This window comes from Microbacterium sp. NPDC090281 (genome assembly GCF_044769635.1).
GTDB lineage: Bacteria > Actinomycetota > Actinomycetes > Actinomycetales > Microbacteriaceae > Microbacterium.
Genome location: NZ_JBIVYH010000001.1, coordinates 2055832 through 2078518 on the forward strand (window position 1 = coordinate 2055832; position 22687 = coordinate 2078518).

Sequence of the window (22687 nt, forward strand, 5' to 3'; positions counted from 1 at the left end):
CGGCATCCTTCCTCGGTTCGTAAGGAGTTGGCGGGGTCGGAGAAGACCGCGATCCCTAGCGTCGGTGTATGAGATTCCGCACCGACGTCGTCCTGCCGTGCCTCGACGAGGCGGCGGCACTGCCGGGCGTTCTCGCCGCGCTCCCGCGGGGCGCGAGGGCGATCGTGGTGGACAACGGCTCGACCGACGGTTCGGCTGAGGTCGCACGCGCCGCCGGTGCCCTGGTCATCGAGGCGCACCAGCGCGGCTACGGGGCCGCGGTGCACGCGGGGCTCTGCGCCGCCACCGCGCCGGTAGTCGCGTTCTGCGACGCCGATGGTTCTTTCGACCTCGGCCAGCTCGATCGGGTCGCCGAGCCCGTCCACCGGGGGGTGAGCGACCTCGTCTTCGGTCGGCGCAGGGTCACGAGCTCGGCGTCGTGGCCCGTGCACGCCCGCGTCGCGAATGCCGCGCTGCTCGCGATGGTGCGCCGTCGCACCGGCCTCACCCTGCAGGATCTCGGCCCCTTTCGTGCCGGGCGACGCGAGCAGCTTCTCGCCCTCGGTCTGGAGGACCGCCGCAGCGGCTACCCCCTCGAACTGCTGCTCCGGGGGTGGAAGGAGGGGCTGCGGATCGACGAGGTCGACGTGGACTACCGGCCGCGACTCGGACGATCGAAGGTCACCGGCACCGTCCGCGGCACCGTCACCGCCGTCGTCGACATGCGCAGCGCCCTGCGGAGGTTCGCATGAGCCAGACGACGAACACGAACACGAAGACGACGACGATCGTCGTGATGGCCAAGGAGTGCGTCCCCGGGCGGGTGAAGACGCGCCTGCATCCGCCGTTCACGCTGGAAGACGCGGCGAGGATCGCGGCGGCGAGCCTCGCAGATACTCTCGCCGCCGTCGGCGCGACCGGGCTGCCGGTCGTCGTCTGCGCCCAGGGTGAGATCGCACTCCCCGCCGGCTTCGACTCGATCCCGCAGGTCGCGGGGGGCCTCGACGATCGGATCGCCGCGGCACTGGATTCCTGCACCGGCCGCGTTCTGCTGATCGGCATGGACACGCCCCAGGTGGATCCGGTGCTCCTGCGCGCCTTCGCCGACGAGTGGTCCGATGATGTCGACGCCTGGTTCGGTCCGGCCGAGGACGGCGGATTCTGGCTGCTGGGCCTCGACGACCTGCCGCGGGAGCGACTCGGCGGCCGCCCACGCGGCGATCTGGTGCGCGGGGTTCCGATGTCGGCGCCGGACACGGGGCTGCTCCAGCGCGAGCGCCTGGTCGACGCCTGGCTCAGAATCGCCTCCGCCCCGCCCTTGACGGACATCGACGACCTCGCCTCCCTGCGCGAGGTGTCGTCGGTGCTGCCGGCAGGGGGACACCTCGCCCGCCTGTTGCCCCATCTGGGCGTCGATCTCGAAGCCGGTGCGTCATGAGTGCCCCGGCGACTGCGCACTTCGGCGCGGGCGGAGACGCTCCGTACGACGTCGCTCTGCGCAACGGAGGCGGTGTGCTGCGGTTGGTCGAGGTGGCAGCGGGGGGCGAGCGACGCGTCGAGATCGGCCGGTTCCTGGCCGCTGCCGATGCCGCCGACGACTCGGTGATCTCGAGGATCAGGGGCCCGGTGCTCGACGTGGGCTGCGGACCGGGGCGGATCCTGCATGCGGCGATCCGCTCCGGGCAGCTCAGTCTCGGCGTCGACGTCTCGCGGACCGCCGTCGAGCACGCGCGGGAACGAGGACTGCCGGCACTGCAGTTGTCGGTCTTCGACGCGCTTCCGCAGGAGGGTGCGTGGGAGTCGCTGCTCCTCCTCGACGGCAACATCGGCATCGGCGGGTCACCCGCAGTGCTGCTCGAACGCTGCGCCGAGATCATCACCCCTCTCGGCAGCATCCTCGTCGAGGTCGATCCCGACCCGGAAGTCGACCGCGGGTTCGTGGCCACCGTGGTCGACGACGACGGACGATCAAGCTCCGCCTTCCCCTGGTACGACATCGGGGCCGCGGCGCTGCGGCGTCGGCTGCACGGCTCAGCTCTCGACCTCGTCGAGAGCTGGACCGTGTCAGGGCGCGCTTTCGTCCGGCTCCGCCGCCAGGTCTGAGCGACGCCCGACGAGCCTATGGTGCGCGGCGCTGATCACAGCCAGAAGCCCGTCGTGCACCACGACCACGGCGACGAGCCAGACCGCGACGCTGAACAGCTGGTCGACGGACTGCGCCGAGAGGAGGAGCCATCCTCCCCACGCGAGCACCAGACCTCCGACGATGAGCAGTGCAGGGCGGATGTAACGCATCAGGCCACCTCGATGGACTCGAGCCACTTCGTCTGGAGCACCCCTGGTCTTCCAGGAGCGATGACCCGTGCGGGATACCCGTGATCGAGGTCCAGCGGCTCCCCGTTCAGGCGCAGGGCGATCAGGGTGCGCGGATCACGTGCGTACGCGGCCGGCATGGTCGTCTCCCGGAACGCGCCGCGGCGCTGCATGCTGCGCAGGCGGATCGTCGCATCCTCTGGTATGCCGATGAGGTCGAGCAGATCGCGGAGTCGCACGCCGGTCCAGGTCGCATCGATCGTCCATCCCTCGACGCAGGCGATGGGCAGCACCTCTGTCCGCTGTGGCAGGGCCTCGAGGTCAGCGCGCTTCAGGGCGAGCGCACCGTCGCCGGTTCCGAGTCGCAGCATCCATCCGGGGTCGCTCGCGAGCTCTGTCACCTCGGCCTGTCGGGCGGAACGATTGACGGTGACCCCTTGTGCGGCATACACACGGGCCCGGGGTGCCTTCAGGCTGAACGGGCCGATCGGGGTGACCGCGTGTGCGAGCGCGGCAGCACCGGTCAGCGCCGAGGCGCCCCCGACGACTCCGAGGAACAGGCGCCGGGAGACGGCGGTCGTCTTCGGCGCTCCCTCGGTCTGGTCTCCGTCCGCATCCTGGTCTCTGCTCTCGGGCGGATCCTGTTCCGGGCTCTGCGTTTCCTCAGGGCTCTGCTTCTCCTCCGGGGTCTGAGCCTGCTCCGGTTCTACGGCGTCCTCGGGACCGCCGCTCCGCCAGGCGCGGATGATCGCCGGCAGGTGCACGGCGACGTGGACGATCATGGCGCCGATGAGCACCCACGCGAGAGCGAAGTGCGTGCGGCGGAACGAGAAGTCCCACGGGTACCACTTCAGGGCGTTGAGCACTCCGGTGATCGGCTCCATCAGGGCGGTGGCGACGAGGATCGCCAGGCTCGCACGTTCCAGAAGGTGCGGGAGGCTCCGAACCGGAGGCCACGTGAAGAGTTTGGGGAACACGACCCAGAGCTTGGCCAACAGCAGGGGGATGAGCATCGCACCGACGACCACGTGCGTCCCCTGCGTCCACGCGTAGAGGTGGGCGGGCCCCGGCGGCGGGGACAGCCATGGCAGCGGACTCTGCAGCAGATTGCTGTAGATCCCGGTGAGGAAGCAGATGAGGAACGCTGCCCCGAGCAGACGGCCGACGACGACCGTCGTCCTGGTGGTGCGCAACGGGGAACCGAGAGCGGCGCGCGCCCGTTCGGACCTCTCTTGGAGCGCGTTCGAGAGGCGCTCGGTGACGGAGTCTCTCGTGCGGGGAGTGCCCATGGCCCCAGTATGCGAAGCAGACGCGGCGCGGAGTCGCCGATCCCCTTACAGAGTGATGACGGGTCAGATGTCATCGCGATGTAAGGAAATCGGGACACTGGACGGCCGCCGCTCGCGCACTCTGGGGTGATGAGTGATGCACAGCAGGACGCCAGCGACGTCGAGATCGAGTTCGCGGTGATCGGGGGATCGGGTTTCGAGAAGCTCGATCTCGCCGACCGGGTCGTGATCGCGCCGAGTGGATCACCGTGGGGCACGGTTCCGGAGATCGTGACCGGGCTGCTGAACGGGCGCCGGGTGGGATTCGCGCCGCGCCACGGTGTCGGGCACCGCGTGCCGCCGCATCTGGTCGATCCTCGGCCACTGTTGTGGGGGCTGCGGCGCAGGGGAGCGCGGGTGCTGCTGTCGACGAACGCCGTCGGGGGTCTGGATGCCTCGCTTCGTCCGGGTGACTTCGTGCTCACCGATCAGCTGATCGATCGCACGAACGGCAGAGCCGACACGTACTTCGACGGCATCGGAGGGGTGTCGGGGGTGCAGCATCTGCCGTTCGCTGAGCCGTACGACGCCGACCTGCGCCGGATCGCGTTCACGGCCCTGCAGTCGCTGGGGGAGCGGGTGCATGCGAGCGGCACGAGCGTCGTGATCCAGGGGCCTCGCTTCTCGACGGCAGCGGAAGCCGACTGGCACCGTGCGATGGGGGCCCGTCTGGTCAACATGACGCAGCTGCCGGAAGCCGCGCTCGCCGCGGAGGTGGGCCTCGCCCACGTGAATCTCGCGATCGTGACCGACACCGACACCGAGCGGGGAGGGGCGGATGCCGATACCTCGGCGACTGCGGAACGGGTCTTCGCCGTGATGGCGGCAGCACAGCCTCGCCTCAGCGCGGCGGTCGCGGCGATCATCGACGCGATCCCGACCGGACGCGCGGTCGTTCCCCGACTCGCACCCGACGTCGTCGATGCGCTCCTCCGTCGCGGGGAGCACGAGCAGGGGGCGCGGGTATGACGGGGAGGCTCCTGGTCACCGGTGGGGCTGGCTTCATCGGCTCCGCGGTCGTCGATGCAGCGCTGAACGCCGGATGGCGGGTGCGGGTCCTCGACTCGCTGCGTCCCGATGTGCACGCGGCGGCACAGCGCCCTCCGCACGGTGAGGTCGAGTTCGTGCGCGCGGACGTGCGTGACGAAGATGCTGTCGCCCGGGCACTGATCGACGTCGACGCGGTGTGCCACCAGGCGGCCAAAGTCGGTCTGGGCCTCGGCATCCGTGACGCTCCCGACTACGTCTCGTCGAACTCGCTCGGCACGGCGACGCTGCTCGCGGCGATGACGGAGGCCGGCGTGGACAGGCTCGTGCTCGCCTCGTCGATGGTCGTCTACGGAGAGGGGCTGTATCTCGACGACGACCGCATCGTGCAGCCGCCGCCGCGCACGAGGGCCGACCTGGAGGCCGGACACTTCGACCCGCTGTCGGCACGGACCGGCGCACCGCTTCGACCGCTGTCGATCTCTGAGAACCAGCCGTGCGATCCACGCAATGTCTATGCGGCGACCAAGCTCGAGCAGGAGCTGCTCGCCCGCTCCTGGGCGCAGAGCGGTGGAAGGGCCGCCCTTCTCCGGTACCACAACGTCTACGGTCCGGCGATGCCGCAGGGGACGCCCTATGCGGGTGTGGCGTCGCTGTTCCGCTCGGCGCTGGAACGCGGCGAGACGCCACGGGTCTTCGAAGACGGGGAGCAGCGACGGGACTTCATCCACGTCCGCGACGTCGCCGGCGCCAACATCGCCGCACTCGATTGGACCGAGACGGCCGAGGCGGAGACGGCGAGGGCGTTCAACGTCGCCACCGGCGTGCCGCACACCATCGGCGAGTTCGCCGATGGGCTGGCCGCCGCGTTCGGCAGCGAGCAGCCACCGCGCACTGGCGAGTTCCGGATGGGCGACGTTCGGCACATCACCGCATCCGCCGACCGCATCAGGGCGGAGCTGGGATGGAATCCTCGGGTCGGGTTCGAGGAGGGCGTGCGGGAGTTCGCGCACGAACCGCTGCGCGACAGGGCCGTGGGGTGAGCGAGGTGAGATCCCGCGCCGGTTCGCGGCTGGCGGTCTGGGGCGTCGTGGGGGCGCTCCTCCTGATCGCCGCGGCCATCGCCGTCCCCGCTCTGACGGGCTGGAACGTGCGGGTGAACTCGTTCCCGCCGCTGCACGCGGAATGGATGCCGCGGCTGGGGCCCGGCACGCCGCTCGCGGTCCTTCTCGGCATCGCAGCGATCGTCTGGGGTCCCCGCATCGCATCGTCAGCACGGTGGGGGCACCTGCTGCTGATCGCCTTCGGCGCGTCAGCGTTGTGGCTGTTCGCGCTCGCCACAGTCGACGGTCTCGACGGGATCGGCACGATCCTCGATCACCGGTATGAGTATCTGGGCACCGCGCGGGAGATCGACGATGTCGGCGCCACCCTGCGCGAATACATCGAACGCATCCCCTACGCCCACGCGGACAACTGGCCGGTGCACATCGCCGGTCACCCACCGGGAGCGCTGCTGTTCTTCGTCGCGCTGGTCCGGCTCGGGCTCGGCAGTGCGCTCGCCGCGGGGTTCGTCGTGCTGATGCTGGGCGCCACCACCGTGATGGCGGTCATGATCGCGCTGCGGGCGCTGGGGGCCGAGGAGTACGCGCGAAGGGCGGTGCTCTTCCTGGTGTTCACGCCCGCCGCGATCTGGATCGCGGTGTCGGGCGACGGACTGTTCATGGCGGTCGCGGCGTGGGGGATCTGCGCACTCGCCCTGGCCACGGCGACCACCGGCGCGAGACGGGTGGTGTGGTCGCTCACGGCGGGCGTGCTGCTCGGATACTGCGTGATGATGTCGTATGGCCTGCCGTTGCTGGGCATCCTGGCCGTCGCGGTCCTGTGGGCGGGAAAGTCGTGGGTTCCGTTGCCGATCGCCGCTGCTGCGGCTCTGGGGGTCGTCGGACTGTTCGCGATCAACGGGTTCGCCTGGTGGGAGGCATTCCCTGTGCTGCAGCAGCGCTACTGGGATGGCGTGGCATCGCGGCGACCGCCGGGGTATTGGCTGTGGGGCAATCTCGCCGCATTCGGCGTGAGCGCAGGCCCCGCCATCGGTGCCTCGATCGCCGCGGTCGGCGCTGCAGCGGTCGGGATGCTCGGCGGGCGCACACGTGAGCGCGGGAGCGAGTTCGTCGCGAGGGACGTCGTGGCGGGCGGGCGCGGGGGAGCGAAGTGGGATCCGCGCGTCGTTCTGCTGATGCTGGCCGCAGCCGGGTGGCTGATGGTGCTCGCCGCCGACCTGTCGAACATGAGCCGGGCGGAGGTCGAACGCATCTGGTTGCCGTTCGTGCCGTGGGCGACGCTCGGTCTCGCACTCTTCGGGCCGTCGACGCGTCGGTGGCTGCTGGGTCTGCAGATCGGTTTCGCGATCGTCGTGCAGTCGCTGCTCAGCACCGGGTGGTGAGCAGCGACCGCACGCGTACCTGCTGCGGATCAGGCGCCTCGTGTGCGTAGCCTGCTTCGCGTCGGTCCCTTCCTCACTCGATGGTGATGGATGCGGGGGCGTGCCGTTGCCGTGCGCGGGCGTTGCGGGCCGCGAGGACGATCCCGCCGAGGACGGCGGCGACGAACGAGCCGACGAGCACGCCGATCTTCACGTGCTCGTCGGCGACCGAGCTCGATCCGTAGGCGAGTTCCCCGACGAGCAGGGAGACCGTGAAGCCGATGCCCGCGAGGAACGCCATGCCGGTCAGGTCGGGCCAGCGCAGCGTCTCATCCAGTCGCAGTGCCGGGAGGCGACTCAACAGGAACGTCGTGGCCAGGATGCCGATGGGCTTGCCGATGACGAGTCCGACGATGATGCCGATCGTGATCGGGTCGGCGAACGCGGACGCGAGCCCCTCGAATCCGCCGATGGTGACGCCGGCCGCGAAGAAGGCGAAGACGGGGACGGCGAACAGCGATGCCACGACGCCCCAGCGGTCGGCGAAATGCGCTGCCATGCCGTCGTAGATCGGTCGCCCTGCGTCGTCGGTACCCGTGCGCACTCTGGCGCGTTCGCTCGCCCTGACGGGAACGACGAAGCCGAGCAGCACGCCGGCGACGGTCGCGTGGATACCGGAGGCATGGATGCATACCCACACCGCGACGGCGAGCGGGAGCAGGAGCCACCACGCTCGCACGCCCTTCGCCACGAGGGCGGCGAAACCGGCCAGCGGCAGGAGCGCGAGGATCAGCCATGGGAACCGGATGGTGTCGGTGTAGAAGGTGGCGATGATGGTGATCGCGATGAGGTCATCGATGATCGCGAGTGTCAGCAGGAACACGCGGAGCGCCGGCGGGAGGAATTTGCCGACCACCGCGATCACGGCGACGGCGAAGGCGATGTCCGTCGCCGTGGGAATCGCCCAGCCGCGCAGCGCATCCGCTCCGCTGCCGGCATTGATCAGGGCGAAGATCACCGCCGGGACCACGACGCCACCCACGGCCGCCGCGATCGGCAGGGCCGCCCGGCGTGGGTCGCGCAAACGCCCGGCGACGAACTCCTCCTTCAGCTCGAGGCCGACGACGAAGAAGAAGATCGCCAGGAGGCCGTCGGATGCCCATGCGCCGATGCTGAGTTCGAGGTGCAGCTCAGGGATGCCGAACGTGAAGTCCCGCACCGATTCGTACCAGGAGGCGCCAGGACTATTGGCGAGGATGAGCGCGGCGAATGTCGCGGCGAGAAGGAGAGACCCGCCGAGGACATCGCTGCGGGCATTGGAGCGGATGCCCTGCCACAGGGCGTGCGGAGCAAGGGAGAAACGGGCAGGGGAAGGATTCGGGGACACGGAAAGACCTCACGCGAGAGAAGGGGTGAATGGCGCAGGAAGACCACCGCCCCGTTCGAGGCGTGGTCTAGTTCCGTGGCGGCGGGCAGCCGGCGATCTCACCGTGCGAGAGGGTGCCCCAGACGCTGGTCCATCCGTTCGTTCCCGGGTGCATGACGACCCGCATCCATTCCCTCATCGGGGTCGCCGAGCGCAGACGGTGCGGAGCACGCGTCGAGCCGGCGATCGAGAGGAGGGGCACCCGACCAGCCTATCGGGATGGGCGCGGCCCAACGGGGAACGTCTTCATCGCAGACCGGAGGACGATGCCCGGGGCGGTATCGATGGCTCCCGACCTGGAACATCACGTGGCAGGAATGCTCGGACTGGGACGAGACATTCCCGCACGAGTTATTCGGATGCCCAGCTTCTTTGATCCGTTCACGGCATGGACGTAGTCCACCTACCGCGTGGACCACAAGGCTCACGGCCTTGAACGGACCGTCGTCACGACCCTGCCAGTGCTATACGCGGGGAGAGCCTGGCGCAACAGACGTCGGACGTCGCGACGTCCCCGAGTACTCTGGAACATTGACCAGTTGAGCTGCCCAATCAGCGTAGTGCTCGTGTCTTCGACGGCCGGCCCGCTTCTACGGCAGCGAAGTTGTGGCATCCGGTTGCTCGTGCGAAGGTCTTCAGTGCGTCTCAGCGTAAGCGGACTGAGACCGGGCCCCGGCGTGGGCGGGCGAGATCTTCAAGCGAGCCGCCTGTTTCGAGCGAGTGGCACCATATAATCGATTTACCACTCGAAGGCGAGGAGCTCTGTGTCTGCCAGTCAGGACGTCGCCAAGCGGGCCGGTGTTTCGCCGGCCGTCGTGTCCCGCGTCTACAACTCAGATCCAACGCTGCGCATCTCTCGTGAAACACGGGAACGGGTGCTCGCCGCAATCGCGGACATGAACTATGTGCCGCGCCGCGCCGCGCGGGCGCTGCGGATGAACATCAAATCTGCAATCACCCTGGTGACGCCGGAGCCGACGAGTGCGATGTATGCCGAACTAATCCGCGGCGTTGAGTTTGCTGCACTCCGCAATGATCTTCAAGTCGTGATCGCCGGCGCAGAGACGGCCTTTGAACGTCCAGGATGGCTGACTCGCATGGTCGAGGAGGGAAGAACGGATGGTGTGCTGATCCAGCCGACTCCCCACATGAGCGACGAACAGCGCGACGAGCTGCTGAACCTTCGGGCGTCCGTCGTCACCGTGCTCTCCGGTGTCGCAGGGCTCGAGCTACCGTCGGTGACGCTGGATGATGCTTTGGGAATCCGGACAGCTGTCGATCACTTAGTCGACAACGGTCATCGTCGGATCGGTTTTCTTGGTGGAGCGCCGGGATTCGAATCGGCCGATCGGCGCGAGCAGGGGTTCGTTGACGGGCTTCGCTCGCATCGGCTGGACGTCCGACGCGAATGGATAGTGGAAGACGGGTATCTGAGCACCGACGGACACACTGCAATCCGCCGCATCTGGGCGTTGCCTGAACGACCGACCGCCGTGGTCGTAGCGAACGTGAATGCTGCGGTAGGCGCGCTCGCTGAGTTGCACGTCATGGGCGCCACGCTTCCGCATGATCTCTCGGTCGTGGCGCTCCACGATGTTTGGTACGCCGACGCCGTGTGGCCGCCTTTGACAACCGTCAAGATGCCATTGTTCGAGTTGGGTACGGCAGCGGTGGAACGGCTAGCGCAGACGGATGGAGCGGGGGAAACGACTATCTCGACACCGGTGCCTGAACTCATCCACCGCAAATCGGTGCGAGCGGAGTGAGTGCACGAGCAGGGGTTCCGAACGCCTCAGAACTCTGGCGAGTCGTTCGGAACCCCTGCGCTAATCTTTGACAAAAGACCAGGGTCGGCTCATCTGATCACATGCCCGGATGCTTGGTCATACGAGAATCGGTGCTCGATCTCGGGGGTTAATCTGACGCCAAGTCCGATCGCCGACGGCGCAGCGATGAAGCCGTCGGCATCGATGTCGATCGGCTCGAGCAGCAGCTCTTCCCGAAGCGGGTTCGGGAGACGGCAAAATTCGAATAGCCGCACTTGATCGTGACTGAGAGTTGCATGCAGGTTGGCCATCAGGGTGACACCCGAACCCCAGACGTGCGGAACGACGTCAATCTCGGCTCGTGCAGCTGCGTCCGCGACTGCATGGAACGCTGAAATGCCGCCGACGAATGTGGCGTCGGGCTGTGCGATATCCGCAGCCCCTGCCGCAAACAAGCGTTCGAAGTCCTGCGTGCGACTGGATGATTCGATGCCTGAGATCGGCACAGAAGTGTGCGCACGCAGTGCTGCATACCCGTCGATATCGTCCGCACCGCAGGGTTCCTCGAACCATCTGGCTCCGGCGCGCTCCAGTCTTTCGGCCACGATGAGTGCTTCGTTCCACGACCAGGGATGCGAGGAGCTTGCCTGCACTCCGTCTAAGACGAACCTCGTGTTGGCGGGAAGCGAGGGCACGATCTCATCGAGGAGCGCCAGGGTCGTGTCCACATCCTGCATCGCCCGGAATTTGACAGTGCGGAAGCCGTGATCGAGCTGCTGTTGTATCCATTGCCGGACCTCGCCGAATGTGCTGCCCACACCACCACTCGCGTATGCCTCGACTCGTGCTTTCGTGAGCCCGCCCAGTAGTTCATAAGCGGGGACGCCAACCCGTTTGGCGGCCGCATCGAGCACAGCGATCTCGATCGCTCCGGCAACGCCACTGGCGATGCCCCCTCGTGCCCAGAAGGCGGTGTAAGCGCGCAGATGAGGCCCGACCTCCAGCGCATGAGTGAATTCCGTGCCGATAACATACGCGCGGAACGCCTCGACGATCCCAGGCACGGCCATCGCGGCCATGATGCCCGCCCCGGCCTCCCCGAGACCGGTGGTGCCGTCGTCGAGGGTGACCTCGACCAGCGCGGCATCCCACCCCTTGATGGTGCCGCCGATCCACCTGAGTTCTTCCCCCGGGGGATAAACAGCGCTGAGTAGTACTGGACGGAGCTCCGTGATCCGGATAGGCGCAGACATCTCTTCCAATTCAGTGTTGGTCATCAGTTCGGCTAGCTCAACTCGATAGCGGCTACGGCACCCGTCGGGTTGTCAATCACGAGGGTCCCCTCTGTGAGGTGCGCGCGGATACGTGGGTCGAGCGCCCGCACTTGGGAGACACCGAGATCGAGATCTATGCGCGACCGCTCGGTCAGAGCGAAGACCCGCTCAGTGGTCGCAGTGAATCGCACGTCCGCGATCTGCGGCGGATCCGCCAGCGGTGCGGTGTCATATATGGCGGCCCCATTTATGTCCAGCCAGCTTCCGAGCTCGCGCAGTGGACGCTGCTGCTCTGCGCTGATCGCGCCGGTGTCGTCGGGGCCAACCCCAAAGAGCAGGTTTCCGCCGCGGGAGACAACACTGATCAGAAGATCGATGGCCTCTCTTCCGGTTAGCGCGTGCTCGGAACCTTCATTGCGGTTGTATCCGAAAGACATCCCGATGCCCCTGCAGAGCTCCCACTTGCGATCCGAGTCGAAGTTCGGTTTGTACTCCGGGCTATCGAAGTCGTAGTCCTCGTGATCGAAGCGGTCATTGACGACGGCATCAGGCACGACGGACCTGAGGTGGGCGATGATGCCTCTGGCGTCCCCGCGATCGGGGTATCCGATGTCGTTCCACAGCACCGCGGGTTCGTAGCGGTCGATGACTTCACGAAGATGCGCGTTCGCCAGCCGCGCGTAACGCTCCGGCCAAAAACGTTCCGTGCGTGCTTCCCGGTCGCCGAGCATATCCTCGTTGTGCGCGATAGGAAGGCCAGCCGCTGTCCAGTCCAACCCGCCGGAGTAGTAGACGCCGAATCGCAGCCCAGCGGCGATGGTGTGTGACTTAAGCTCACCGATCACGTCGCGCGGAGAATGGAAACCATGGCGGTACGGGGACGAAACCTCGGACGGATACAGCAGATAGCCGTCATGGTGCTTTGCGAGCGGCAAGAGATACTTCGCGCCGGCTGCGCGCGCGAGTTCTGCCCAACTCGACAGATCGACTGATTCAGTCGCTGCTTCGAACTCTTGACGAAAGCTCTCATAGGTTCGTCCAGCCCAGCGCGCCTGGTGATAAAACCATGTGGGCGATCCTACGAGGTTCATCGAGTTCTGATACCACTCCGCGTAGCTGGATGTCGCCAGCGGTGACATATGAGCCCAGGGGCTCTCTAAACTCTGAGTTCGCCCTGCGAAGTGCTCGACGAGCCGTGGATCGGTGGGTGCCCAGCCCGGCACAGAGTACAGCCCCCACGAGTACATGATGCCCAGCTTGGCGTCGTCGAACCATGCAGCGTCCGATCGGAGCTCAGGGATGCGTCGTCGCATCTGCATGCCGTTGTTCATACGTCTCCTCCAGAGAGTGCAACTGAAGGCAGGGGTTGCCACCAGTTGGTAATTCCATTTACTATGTAACTGCGGAACTCATTTGATGTCAAGGAGGACACATGAACAGTCACACCATCCTGCGCCTCACAGCCGCTATCGGCGCCGTCAGTGCGCTTGCCCTCACCGGGTGCGCCGCAGGCGGCGACTCTTCAGGTGCCGCGCCCGACACCGATGCTCCGGTCACGCTGACCGTTCAGCAGCAGACGGGCTCGGAAGCGATCATGGGATACATCGCGGACAAGTTCGAGGAGGAGAACCCGAACGTGTCTGTGAAGCTCGTGACGGTTTCGCAGGAGCAGAAGAACGGTTCCAACCTCTCCGTGCTTGCATCCGCTTCACCGCCGGACGTCGGAGTCGTGCCTGTGAACAGCGAAGCGTTCACCCAACTCACTCGAGCTGACGCGCTCGCCGACCTCAGCGCAGTTTGGAAGAATTCTGATCTCGACGAGCGGTACGGTGACGCCGGCAGCGCTTTGAAGGTAAGCGGCGTACCGTACGTCGCGACGGTCACCTCGGTCGGCTATAACGTCGTCTTCTACAACCCAGCACTCTTCGAGAGAGTCGGTATCGACGCCCCGGAGAATCACCGTTTCACTTCTGTGGATCAGTTGGTCGATGCTGCCGAACGCCTCCGCGAAGCGGGGTTGGGGCCGATGCAGATCGGTGGGAGTTCGGGCTACGAGGCTAGCTGGATGATCGACGCCATGCTCCCCACGATCGCGACGGGAGAGCAGATGGCCAATTATCTTTCCAGCTTCAACCCCGATGTGAAGGCCACTGCGAAGTACACGGATCCCGCGTTCGAGAAGACGCTCGAAAGCATCGACAAGCTGGCGAAGTCGGGTGTGTTCCAAGACGGTTTCCTGGGCCAGGACTCTGCGATCGCGAAGGGCCCGTTCGTGCAAGGGTTCGCAGGCATGGCGCTCGGGGCCACGGCATCATTGGCCTCGTTCGAGGATGCGGCGTTCACCCCGGCCTGGGCACTGTTGCCGCCGATGGATGATGACGCGACGACTCAGATCTCGATGTATTTCGGCGATGCCATCGGAATTCCCGCTCAGGCCAAGGAGAAGGAATGGGCAGAGAAGTTCGTCGAGTTCGTGCTCAGCGATCGGATGCAAGAAGAGGCGATCATCGGTGCAGGAGCGGCGCTTCCCTCGGTCAACTCCCTCTCCGAAGAGGCTCTGGCGAAGCTGCCCGACCTTTCCAAGGAATTCCTCGCCGATATCAAGGAGAACGGCAGTCAGCCCGGTTGGACGGCCAGTGTCCCCGGTGGCTTCGGGCAGCAGTTCATTGATCCGTTGATGCAGCAGATGTTCGCAGGTGACCTCACCCCGGACGAGGTCGCGGCGAAGCAGCAGGCGCACCTCCTCGAAACACGAGAGAACGCAGGCTGACTCATGGCTGTTCTCACTACCCTTCCCCAGCCCCGGGAACCCGCCGGTGCGGTTGTCTCCCCGTCGGGAAAGCGTCGGCGGGGCGGTCGCAGCAGGGTCGGATCGCTCACTGGACGGTGGGGCGTTTTGGGTGTCGTTCCTGCCGGTATTCTGCTCGGTGTCTTTCTCGGTGCGACGATCATTCAGGCCATCGTCATCAGCCTGAGCGAGTGGCATGGCATTGGCCCACTGGAGTTCGTTGGCCTTCAGAACTACACCAAGATTCTGGCGGACCCCGCGATGTGGGAAGCGCTGCGCGTTACGACGGTCTACGCGTTCTGCAGCACTGCAGGTGTAGTCGCCGTCGCGACGCTACTCGCGGCGGCCGTCAGCGCCCGCGTCTGGGGCAGCGTTGCCTATCGTGTCATCTGGTTCCTCCCTGGCATAGCCCCCGCCGCTGCCGCCGCGATCTTCTGGTCGACCGCTTTCCAGCCCCGGTTCGGAGCGGTCAACGAGGTGGGGAAACTCTTTGGGTTGAGCGGGGAATCTGCGTTGTTGGCAACCGGCAGCACCGCGCTGATTCCGGTCGTGCTGGTTACGATCTGGTCCTCAGTCGGGTTCGCGTTCCTCCTCATCCTTGGTGCCCTTGAAGATGTACCGCCCACCATCTACGAGGCAGCCCGTATTGACGGAGCTGGGCCGGTGCGCACGTTCTTCAGCATCTCGCTGCCACTGGCCCAGCCGGTGATCGCGACGACGGCGATTCTCACCCTGATCGCGACCTTCAACGGCTTCACGACGGTTTGGGCGATGACGAGGGGCGGCCCTGGAACATCGACAACAACGTTGCCCATCGCTGTCTATAAACAGGCGTTCCAGTTTGCCGACTATGGAACGGCGGCCGCGCTTGCGATGGTCGGAGCCGTTATTCTCACCGTTCTCGGTGCCATCGGTCTGGCCCTTACACGGAGTAAACAATGACGCTTCGCTCTACTCTCGGTCGTTCTTCTGCACAATTCGGCTTGGTTGCCTGGACAGTTCTGGCCATCATCCCCTTCGTCCTGATCGTCCTCCTCAGTTTTCGCAACAATGGTGACATCACGACCAGTGGTCTGGGGCTGGGCGGCGACCTGACGCTCGACGGCTACAGAGAAGCGTGGTTGGGCGCCAGCGGCTCCGGGGCAATGTCTGTCTTCTTCGTGAACAGCATGATCGTCGCTGCGAGCGCGCTGATCGTCAATCTCGCCGCCGGAGTGACGGCGGCATACTTCATCTCCCATGCGACGCCGCGTCGTCAAGCCTGGTACCTGCGTATCGTGCTCGCGGCAACTGTGATGCCGATCATCGTCCTCCTGGTGCCCCTCTACCAAGGATTCAACGCTGTCGGTCTCGTCAACAACCCAGTCGCTGTCGGTATCGCGTATGGGGCGCTGGGGCTGCCGAGCACCATGCTCATCTGCGCAGCTGCCTTTGCAGACTTTCCAAAAGAACTCCTGGAAGCTGCATCTATCGATGGAATGGGACCGTGGCGTACGTACTTGACCATCGTCCTGCCGCTGTCGCGGGGCGTGATCGTCGCTGTCGGCATCCTCTCGCTCATCAACGTGTGGGGCGAGACGCAACTTGGGGTCGTGCTTCTGCAATCACCCGATAGCCAGACGATCCCGCTCGGTCTCCTCTCGTTCCAGAGTCAGTTCACTTCGAACTTCACGGCGATCTTCGCCGGCCTCGCAATGGGCACCATCCCGATCATCCTCGTCTTCCTCGTCTTCCAGAGGTACGTGACGAAAGGAATCGCACTCGGAGGCTTCGGCGGAAGGTGAGACAGAGATCACAAACCTCATCCCGACTCTCGATCAGGCTCGCAGTGTCGTCGTTCCCTCGCTTCTGCGAGGACCATACTTTCGCCAGCTCCCCTTCGCGAAGAACTCGGCACCCGTGTGTCCGGACCCGCGGCGGTGGGTCGCCTTCCTGGCGACATCCGGAATCGGGCGTTCAATCAGCAATAGATCGAGTACGAGCACGTGCTTCAACCAGGAGAAGGAATATGCCATCGAACAATCGTGATAGGCCATCGAACAATCGTGGGTTCGTTCCTGTGCCCGGTGACGAGCGGCTCACGACCGCGATTCTCAGCGATTCATGTGACGCGGCTGGCCTACGCTGGCAGGTGATCGCTTGCCGTCTTAGTCCGATTGCGCCGGGGATGAGAGCGACTGGACGCGCGCGAACCATCCGGTTCGCTCCATCGCTCGCCGATGATCTTGATGACCCGTACCGCGACACGATCGACTTCATCGATTCTCTCGCGGCGGGGCAGCTGGTCGTGATCGCCACAGACGCCAGTAATGATTCGGCGTTCTGGGGCGAGCTCTTCAGTGCCGCTGCTCTCGGAGCTGGCGTGGTGGGCGTTATCGCCGACAGCAACCTCCGTGACACTGATCGCATCGCATCACTCGGATTTCCTGCCTTCTCGGCTTCGAGGCGCCCGATCGACTACCGCGCGAGGATGAGGGTCCTCGAGGTCGATGTTCCCGTCACGATCGGAGGCGTCCGGATCGATCCCGAAGCGATCGTCATGGCCGATGACGATGGAGTGGTCGTCGTTCCAGCGGATCACGAGGATCGAATCCTCGAATTGGCGCGAGAACGTGCAGCCCGTGAATCCACAGTGCTCGAGGAACTGCTCGCTGGGGCTTCGTTACGGGAGGTGTGGGACCGCCACAAAGTACTTTGATCGTGTTCGTCATGCGGAATGGGATGAAGATGAACGTCCTGCTCGGGGGCACGATCCGCCTGATAGGGATCACTATGTCTATTGGAAGCGACCGATGCTGAGCCGCGCGCTGCGAGCCGGCCAGTCTCTGTCCGAGCTTGGATTCGGTGCGGCGCAGCTGGGCAACTTGTTTCGCGAAACCACCGATGCCGAGGCACATGCTGCGGTCGATGCGGCCTGGGACTCCGGCATCCGCTACTTCGACACCGCACCGCACTACGGGTTGGGCCTGTCCGAGCGCCGCCTCGGTGCCGCGCTATCCAACCGTCCTCGCGATGAGTTCGTGCTTTCGACGAAAGTCGGGCGCCTTCTCGTGCCGAGCGGCTTTAGCGACGGCACGATGGACGACGGGGGATTCGTGGTTCCCGCTACGACGCGGCGGGAATGGGACCTGAGCCGCGACGGCATCCGCCGCTCGGTCGACGAAAGCCTAGAGCGACTCGGACTCGATCGCATCGACATCGCTTACTTGCACGATCCCGATGATCGTGGACCGCAGGCGCATGCGGAGGCGATCCCGGCGCTGATCGAGCTCCGTGATGAAGGCATTGTTGGGGCGGTCGGTGCAGGCATGAACCAGTCAGCTATGCCGACCGAGTTCGTGCGCCGTCACGACATCGACGTGATCATGCTTGCCGGGCGCTACACGCTACTCGAGCAGGGCGCGCTTGACGACCTGCTGCCGCTCGCGGTCGAGCGCGGGGTCGGTATCGTCGCTGCTGCCGTGTACAACTCGGGGCTGCTCTCGCGCCCGCGTCCCGCGGCTGATGCGCTATACGATTATGGCCCTGCGCCTGCTGCGGTGATCGCCCGGGCGAACGCCATTGCCGACGTTTGCGAAGAGTTCGGAGTCGCGCTGCCCGAGGCGGCAGTTGCCTATCCGTTGCGGCATCCGGCCGTCGTCTCGATCGTTGTCGGCATGCGCACGATCGACCAGGTCGTCGGTACCGCCGAGCGTTACGCGGCACACATTCCAGAGGATTTCTGGCGTGTGCTCGCCCGGCAGGGGTTGATAGATGAGGCCTGAGGCCTCAGGCCTCAGGCCTCATCAGACTCTGGCCGAGCGAGATCGCTCGCCGCGCAGTGCTTTGCACCGAGCGTGCGGGCCATGTGAATGTGAGTCTGATCGGCAACATGCGAAAGGAGTGCGCTGAGGATCGTCGTCCGCACACGACAGCGGGCCGTCTCATTCCTGACACGGTTCGACGAGGAGACCGTGTTGATCGGCTACCCAAAGCACACCTCTGGGTCGAGGCCCGCGGCTCCGACGACATGGATCTCTTCGTGCTCGTGCAAAGGCTCGACGCCCACGGCACTCCGCTCGAGGTCTTCACCGTCCCCAACCGCAGCGCTGCCATGATGCTGAGTTCGAGGTGCAGTTCAGGGATGCCGAACGTGAAGTCCCGCACCGATTCGTACCAGGAGGCGCCAGGACTATTGGCGACGATCAGAGCCGCGAACGTGGCCGCGAGGAGGAGCGACCCGCCGAGGACGTCGCTGCGGGCATTGGAGCGGATGCCTTGCCACAGGGCGTGCGGAGCATGAGAGAAACGGGCTGGGGAAGGATTCGGGGACACGGGAAGACCTCACGCGAGAGAAGGGGTGAATGGCGCAGGAAGACCACCGCCCCGGGGTCGCCGAGCGCAGACGGTGCGGAGCACGCGTCGAACCGGCGATCGAGAGGAGGGGCACCCGACCAGCCTGTCGGGGTGGGGTGGGAGTCCGTCCCCCTCGGCGGCCCGGGAGCATCGATCCTTCGTTGTGCTGCCACCGGAACCAGGTCCAGGCGGTGGGGCGACTCGAGGATCCGCGAGCAGCCGGAGACCGACGAGGAGTTCTCGGTGCCGGTCACGCTCATCGAACGAGAACCGACGCGTTCGTGATAGTGATCGACGGTCGCGTCACATCCATTTCTGGCGTTTGAAGACCAGGAACAGTACCAGTGCGAAGGCGATCATGCCGCCGATCGCCAGGGGATACCCGAAGGTCCAGTGCAGCTCGGGCATGTTGTCGAAGTTCATGCCGTAGATCGCGCCGATCAGTGTCGGGGCGAACAGGATGGCGGCCCAGCCGGAGATCTTCTTCATGTCCTCGTTCTGACGCTGGGCGACGAGCGTGCCGTTGACGGTGAGGATCTGTGACAGCGATTCGCGGAGTTCCGCGACCTGCGTGTCGACGCGGCTGAGATGATCGGCGACGTCTTGGAGGTAGGTCTGCAGTGCTTCGGGGATGCCGTAGCGGTCGAAGCCCTTGCGCAGGGCGTGCAGCACCTCGGTGAGTCCTGACGTCGCCTGCCGCAGGTCGATTACTTCCTGGCTCAGGCGGTAGATGCGCTCGGTCACGGTCGCGTCGCCGCTGAAGACCTGCCGCTCGATCTGTTCCTTGTCGACTTCGAGTCCGCGGAGCACCGGGGCGTAGCCGTCGACGATGGCGTCGAGCAGGCGGTACAGTACCGCTTCCGGGCCGTGTTCGAGGAGGCGCTCGTCGTCGAGGAGGGTGTGATCGCCGCGGTCGGCCGCACCGGAGGCATCGTCGGCATCGAGGCCGTCGATCCAGCGGCGGTCCTGGCAGAAGATCGCTACGGCCTGCGGGCGCACGAGGATATGGAACTCGGCGAAGTCGACATCCTCGGCGGAATCGACGTACCAGGCGGAGCGCACGACGAGGAAAAGCGTGTCGTCGTAGCGTTCCAGCTTCGGGCGCTGCCCGGCATGCAGCAGGTCTTCCACGAGGAGCGGGTGCAAGTGCCAGGACTCGGCGAGCTCGGCGATGTCCGCCGGGGTCGGGTGCGGATAGAGGAGGAGGGCGGTGCGCTCGGCATCTCCCTCGGTGAAGGTCTGCGCGTCGCCCACGGTGGTGTCACGCGGGGCTCGCACGAGGTGCCCGGCATCGACGTAGCGTGTCCGCCTCGTCGTCGCCGTGGTAGTCGTGTTCTCGGCAGGACGCTGTCGACGGAAGACGCTGTTGCGGCGCTGTGTCGAGTCGTCGCGCGAGGGTGAGACCATGTCGGTGGTCCTTTCCTTTATCGAGATGCTCCCGCAGTCGGGCGACGGGCGCTAGATCCCGATGGAGATCTTGGGTGCGAGGATGGCCTGGATGGCGGGTGCCACGAGGCGGACGATCTCCTCCGACTCGGCCTCGGCGAGCATCGGCACTCCGATGATCCGGCGACTGGTGACGACACCGACCAGCATCGCCGACGCCAGTCCGGCGCGCAGGACCACATCGTCCGCGGCGGGGACGCCCGCGTGCTCGATCAGGCGCGATTGGATGAACTCCCGCAGCTGCTCGTTCGCCTGCTCGTTGACGATCGACCCTCGGAGCATCGCCATGAGTGGCTCGGATTCTTCTGCCGGCCCCTCCCAGGCATCGAGGTAGGCGCGGACCACCCGCTCGCCCAGGTGCTCACTCGGGCCCTCGAACGCAGTGTCGAACCGGTCCAACGCCGAGCGAGGTATCGCCATGACGGCGGCGAAGAGATCGTCCTTCGAGCGGAAGAACTGCATGACCTGCGAGGCGTCGACCCTGGCATCCGCTGCGACGAGGCGGATCGTCGTGGCGGCGAAACCGTTCACCGCGAACCGCGAGCGCGCGGCGTCGAGCACGGCTTGCCTCGTGCTTCCTGGTCCGGGCCGTCGTCCACGGACGCGCGCGATGGGCTGCTCCTGATTCTGGTCTTCCACGAGACCAACGATAGCTCCATCGCTCCTTTTTCTCAACGCGTGTTGAGTTTTGATCGAATCGGACGTACGCTCACTGCGACCCGAGAGTCGGTCCCGGGAATCACAGCAAAGGATTCGTCATGACCAGTGATCATCACATCTTCGTTCCCTCCCAACCGCTCCCTCCGGCGCGCACCGGCGTGCTGACACCGTTCGAACCCGGGACCCGCACGCTTGAGGCAGGATTCCGCGTTGCGCCGCCGTTCATGCCGCTCCCGGTCGACATCGTCTTCGAGAAGGACACGCCTGTCGAGCTGCGGGACGGCACGACGATCTACGTCGATGTGTTCCGTCCGGTCGGGGCCGAGAAGGTGCCGGTGATCTTCGGCTGGAGCCCCTATGGCAAGGCGCAGGGCACATCGGGCAGCGTCATGGGAGTGTTCGGACTTGTCGGCCTGAGCAACGCCATCGTCTCGGGGCTGGAGAAGTTCGAGGGAGCGGACCCCGCCTACTGGTGCGCGCACGGCTATGCGGTCTGCAATCCGGACATCCGCGGCGTCGTGGACTCCGACGGCGACAGCGTGCTGTGGGATCGGCAGGACGGCCGCGACGCCTACGACCTGATCGAGTGGTTGGCGGCGCAGGAGTGGTGCAGCGGCAAGGTCGGGATGACCGGCACGTCGTACCTCGCCGTCTCCCAGTGGTTCGCCGCGGCCGAACAGCCGCCGCACTTGGCTGCCATCAACCCCTGGGAGGGTGTGAGCGACGTCTACCGCGACCTCGCCCTGCGTGGCGGGATGCCAGACACCGGATTCGCCCGCCAGCTTCAGGAGGGCAGCTTCTTCGGCAAGAGTCGGAAGGAGGACATCCTCGCCGAGGTCGACGAGTACCCGCTCATGAACGAACTGTGGGAGAACAAGACCCCCGCGTTCGACCAGATCACGGTGCCGGCCTACATCGTCGCGAGCTACTCCAACACGTTGCACACCGCCGGCACCTTCCGCGCCTGGCGTCGGATCGCCTCGGAGGAGAAGTGGCTGCGCATCCACAACACGCAGGAATGGCCGGACTACTACGACGAAGACCACACGGACGACCTCCGTCTCTTCTTCGACCACTTCCTCAAGGGGCACGACAACGGATGGGAGCAGACACCGCGCGTGCGCTACTCGGTGCTCGATCTGGAAGGCGGCGACGTCGTCGACCTCCCCGCCGATCAGTTCCCGCCGGCCGATGTCTCCTCGGTGAAGTTCTACCTCGACGGCCGCACGCGCACCCTCACCGCGGGTGCGCCGACGAACGAGGTGGCCGTCTCGTATCTCACCGACTCGAACCCGAACGCCGTCTCGTTCCTGACGCGGTTCGACGAGGAGACCGTGTTGGTCGGGTACCCCAAGGCACACCTCTGGGTCGAGGCCCGCGGCTCCGACGACATGGATCTCTTCGTGCTCGTGCAAAAGCTCGACGCCCACGGCACTCCGCTCGAGGCCTTCACCGTCCCCAACCGCAGCGCTGCCATCCACGACCTGACCGACCACGGCGCCACGATCCTCAAGTACAAGGGTTCCGACGGTCGGCTCCGCGTCTCCGCTCGCCACCTCGATGAATCCCTGACGACCGACGACGTGCCGGCGCACTCCTTCGACCGCATCGAGAAAATCTCGGCCGGCGAGGTCGTCGAGATCGACATCGACTTGCTTCCGGTCGGTCTCGTCTTCCACCCGGGGGAGCAGCTGCGGTTCATCGTCAGTGCGCGGAACCTGATGGGCACGATGATGCCCGGCATCCGAGAGTATGTCGGCGCGAACAGCGGTGAGCACGTCATCCACACCGGCGGCGAACGCGCCTCCTACCTGCAGCTGCCGCTCGTGGCCTCCTGACCCCACGCGGTAGCGCGGCTTCCTTACGCCGCGGTGCAGTGAGGGAGGCCCCGGGTCGTGAAGTGGCGCCGTGCCAGACGCAGAAAACCCCGCCCATTCGGGCGGGGTTTTCTGAGGTCATG

At 65.8% G+C, this 22687-nt stretch carries 21 protein-coding genes; 13 read left to right on the forward strand and 8 right to left on the reverse strand.

The features are described 5' to 3' along the window. The first annotated feature begins 68 nt into the window (after positions 1–68). The 3 genes from ACIQTX_RS09855 to ACIQTX_RS09865 are packed head-to-tail and all read left to right on the forward strand — an operon-like array spanning position 69 to position 2082. Positions 69–731: a glycosyltransferase family 2 protein gene (locus ACIQTX_RS09855; RefSeq protein WP_402971740.1), complete on the forward strand. Its 663-nt coding sequence runs from the start codon at positions 69–71 to the stop codon at positions 729–731. Then, positions 728–1417, forward strand: coding sequence for a DUF2064 domain-containing protein (locus ACIQTX_RS09860; RefSeq protein WP_402971742.1), 690 nt, complete (start codon positions 728–730; stop codon positions 1415–1417). The genes ACIQTX_RS09855 and ACIQTX_RS09860 overlap by 4 nt, the downstream gene beginning before the upstream one ends. Next, positions 1414–2082 carry a class I SAM-dependent methyltransferase gene (locus tag ACIQTX_RS09865; RefSeq protein WP_402971744.1) on the forward strand — a complete coding sequence of 223 codons (669 nt, stop codon included), beginning with the start codon at positions 1414–1416 and terminating at the stop codon, positions 2080–2082. Before ACIQTX_RS09860 ends, ACIQTX_RS09865 begins: the two co-directional genes overlap by 4 nt. Here ACIQTX_RS09865 and ACIQTX_RS09870 read toward each other — a convergent pair. After that, positions 2044–2274, reverse strand: a complete 231-nt coding sequence (locus ACIQTX_RS09870) for a hypothetical protein (protein WP_402971746.1) — start codon at positions 2272–2274, stop codon at positions 2044–2046. The two genes, ACIQTX_RS09865 and ACIQTX_RS09870, sit on opposite strands and share 39 nt — an antisense overlap. Then, positions 2274–3581, reverse strand: coding sequence for a molybdopterin-dependent oxidoreductase (locus tag ACIQTX_RS09875; RefSeq protein ID WP_402971748.1), 1308 nt, complete (start codon positions 3579–3581; stop codon positions 2274–2276). The genes ACIQTX_RS09870 and ACIQTX_RS09875 overlap by 1 nt, the downstream gene beginning before the upstream one ends. 129 nt (positions 3582–3710) lie before the next feature. Between ACIQTX_RS09875 and ACIQTX_RS09880 the strand changes: the two genes are divergently transcribed. From ACIQTX_RS09880 to ACIQTX_RS09890, 3 genes are read left to right on the forward strand one after another with little or no spacing between them, the layout of a single operon-like run. Further along, the gene (locus tag ACIQTX_RS09880) at positions 3711–4589 is read left to right on the forward strand and encodes an MTAP family purine nucleoside phosphorylase (RefSeq protein ID WP_402971750.1); all 879 of its coding nucleotides are present in this window, start codon (positions 3711–3713) and stop codon (positions 4587–4589) included. Beyond that, on the forward strand, positions 4586–5650 hold the full coding sequence (locus tag ACIQTX_RS09885) for an NAD-dependent epimerase/dehydratase family protein (RefSeq protein ID WP_402971752.1): 1065 nt from the start codon (positions 4586–4588) through the stop codon (positions 5648–5650). The genes ACIQTX_RS09880 and ACIQTX_RS09885 overlap by 4 nt, the downstream gene beginning before the upstream one ends. After that, positions 5647–7053, forward strand: a complete 1407-nt coding sequence (locus ACIQTX_RS09890; protein ID WP_402971754.1) for a hypothetical protein — start codon at positions 5647–5649, stop codon at positions 7051–7053. Before ACIQTX_RS09885 ends, ACIQTX_RS09890 begins: the two co-directional genes overlap by 4 nt. Positions 7054–7126: 73 nt before the next feature. Here ACIQTX_RS09890 and nhaA read toward each other — a convergent pair whose 3' ends face one another. After that, a complete protein-coding gene (nhaA, locus tag ACIQTX_RS09895) occupies positions 7127–8419 on the reverse strand; it encodes a Na+/H+ antiporter NhaA (protein WP_402971756.1) in 1293 nt (430 codons plus the stop codon). Positions 8420–8486: 67 nt separating this feature from the next. Next, on the reverse strand, positions 8487–8660 hold the full coding sequence (locus tag ACIQTX_RS09900) for a hypothetical protein (RefSeq protein ID WP_402971758.1): 174 nt from the start codon (positions 8658–8660) through the stop codon (positions 8487–8489). A 562-nt stretch (positions 8661–9222) separates the two neighbouring features. Here ACIQTX_RS09900 and ACIQTX_RS09905 point away from each other — a divergent pair. Then, entirely contained in the window at positions 9223–10224 is a 1002-nt protein-coding gene (locus ACIQTX_RS09905; protein ID WP_402971760.1) for a LacI family DNA-binding transcriptional regulator, read from the forward strand. An 89-nt stretch (positions 10225–10313) separates the two neighbouring features. Here the strand turns inward: ACIQTX_RS09905 and ACIQTX_RS09910 are convergent, their stop codons facing one another. Both ACIQTX_RS09910 and ACIQTX_RS09915 read right to left on the reverse strand, forming a co-directional pair. After that, entirely contained in the window at positions 10314–11501 is a 1188-nt protein-coding gene (locus tag ACIQTX_RS09910) for a mandelate racemase/muconate lactonizing enzyme family protein (protein WP_402971762.1), read from the reverse strand. A gap of 8 nt (positions 11502–11509) precedes the next feature. Then, positions 11510–12829, reverse strand: coding sequence for an alpha-L-fucosidase (locus ACIQTX_RS09915; protein WP_402971764.1), 1320 nt, complete (start codon positions 12827–12829; stop codon positions 11510–11512). A gap of 263 nt (positions 12830–13092) precedes the next feature. On the opposite strand from ACIQTX_RS09915, the gene ACIQTX_RS09920 reads away from it, so the two are divergent. The 5 genes from ACIQTX_RS09920 to ACIQTX_RS09940 all read left to right on the forward strand — a co-directional run bounded on the left by ACIQTX_RS09920 (position 13093) and on the right by ACIQTX_RS09940 (position 18050). Continuing rightward, entirely contained in the window at positions 13093–14268 is a 1176-nt protein-coding gene (locus ACIQTX_RS09920) for an extracellular solute-binding protein (RefSeq protein ID WP_402973024.1), read from the forward strand. Positions 14269–14271: 3 nt separating this feature from the next. Then, a complete protein-coding gene (locus ACIQTX_RS09925; RefSeq protein WP_402971766.1) occupies positions 14272–15228 on the forward strand; it encodes a carbohydrate ABC transporter permease in 957 nt (318 codons plus the stop codon). Then, positions 15225–16070: a carbohydrate ABC transporter permease gene (locus ACIQTX_RS09930; protein ID WP_402971768.1), complete on the forward strand. Its 846-nt coding sequence runs from the start codon at positions 15225–15227 to the stop codon at positions 16068–16070. The genes ACIQTX_RS09925 and ACIQTX_RS09930 overlap by 4 nt, the downstream gene beginning before the upstream one ends. A 224-nt stretch (positions 16071–16294) precedes the next feature. After that, the gene (locus ACIQTX_RS09935) at positions 16295–16984 is read left to right on the forward strand and encodes an RraA family protein (protein WP_402971770.1); all 690 of its coding nucleotides are present in this window, start codon (positions 16295–16297) and stop codon (positions 16982–16984) included. A 94-nt stretch (positions 16985–17078) separates the two neighbouring features. Beyond that, a complete protein-coding gene (locus tag ACIQTX_RS09940; protein ID WP_402971772.1) occupies positions 17079–18050 on the forward strand; it encodes an aldo/keto reductase in 972 nt (323 codons plus the stop codon). Positions 18051–18924: 874 nt separating this feature from the next. Here ACIQTX_RS09940 and ACIQTX_RS09945 read toward each other — a convergent pair. Continuing rightward, a complete protein-coding gene (locus tag ACIQTX_RS09945; RefSeq protein ID WP_402971774.1) occupies positions 18925–20028 on the reverse strand; it encodes a magnesium and cobalt transport protein CorA in 1104 nt (367 codons plus the stop codon). A gap of 51 nt (positions 20029–20079) precedes the next feature. After that, complete coding sequence (locus ACIQTX_RS09950; protein ID WP_105525636.1) at positions 20080–20706, reverse strand: TetR family transcriptional regulator; 627 nt, start codon at positions 20704–20706, stop codon at positions 20080–20082. Between the two features lie 119 nt (positions 20707–20825). Here ACIQTX_RS09950 and ACIQTX_RS09955 point away from each other — a divergent pair, with 119 nt between their 5' ends. Further along, the gene (locus tag ACIQTX_RS09955; protein WP_402971776.1) at positions 20826–22565 is read left to right on the forward strand and encodes a CocE/NonD family hydrolase; all 1740 of its coding nucleotides are present in this window, start codon (positions 20826–20828) and stop codon (positions 22563–22565) included. Positions 22566–22687: the final 122 nt, after the last annotated feature.

Coding starts and splice junctions, on each gene's coding strand:
- ACIQTX_RS09855 (WP_402971740.1), top strand. CDS start 69: ATGAGATTCCGCACCGACGTCGTCCTGCCGTGCCTCGACGAGGCGGCG.
- ACIQTX_RS09860 (WP_402971742.1), top strand. CDS start 728: ATGAGCCAGACGACGAACACGAACACGAAGACGACGACGATCGTCGTG.
- ACIQTX_RS09865 (WP_402971744.1), top strand. CDS start 1,414: ATGAGTGCCCCGGCGACTGCGCACTTCGGCGCGGGCGGAGACGCTCCG.
- ACIQTX_RS09870 (WP_402971746.1), bottom strand. CDS start 2,274: ATGCGTTACATCCGCCCTGCACTGCTCATCGTCGGAGGTCTGGTGCTC.
- ACIQTX_RS09875 (WP_402971748.1), bottom strand. CDS start 3,581: ATGGGCACTCCCCGCACGAGAGACTCCGTCACCGAGCGCCTCTCGAAC.
- ACIQTX_RS09880 (WP_402971750.1), top strand. CDS start 3,711: ATGAGTGATGCACAGCAGGACGCCAGCGACGTCGAGATCGAGTTCGCG.
- ACIQTX_RS09885 (WP_402971752.1), top strand. CDS start 4,586: ATGACGGGGAGGCTCCTGGTCACCGGTGGGGCTGGCTTCATCGGCTCC.
- ACIQTX_RS09910 (WP_402971762.1), bottom strand. CDS start 11,501: ATGACCAACACTGAATTGGAAGAGATGTCTGCGCCTATCCGGATCACG.
- ACIQTX_RS09915 (WP_402971764.1), bottom strand. CDS start 12,829: ATGAACAACGGCATGCAGATGCGACGACGCATCCCTGAGCTCCGATCG.
- ACIQTX_RS09920 (WP_402973024.1), top strand. CDS start 13,093: ATGGGATACATCGCGGACAAGTTCGAGGAGGAGAACCCGAACGTGTCT.
- ACIQTX_RS09925 (WP_402971766.1), top strand. CDS start 14,272: ATGGCTGTTCTCACTACCCTTCCCCAGCCCCGGGAACCCGCCGGTGCG.
- ACIQTX_RS09930 (WP_402971768.1), top strand. CDS start 15,225: ATGACGCTTCGCTCTACTCTCGGTCGTTCTTCTGCACAATTCGGCTTG.
- ACIQTX_RS09935 (WP_402971770.1), top strand. CDS start 16,295: ATGCCATCGAACAATCGTGATAGGCCATCGAACAATCGTGGGTTCGTT.
- ACIQTX_RS09940 (WP_402971772.1), top strand. CDS start 17,079: ATGCTGAGCCGCGCGCTGCGAGCCGGCCAGTCTCTGTCCGAGCTTGGA.
- ACIQTX_RS09945 (WP_402971774.1), bottom strand. CDS start 20,028: ATGGTCTCACCCTCGCGCGACGACTCGACACAGCGCCGCAACAGCGTC.
- ACIQTX_RS09955 (WP_402971776.1), top strand. CDS start 20,826: ATGACCAGTGATCATCACATCTTCGTTCCCTCCCAACCGCTCCCTCCG.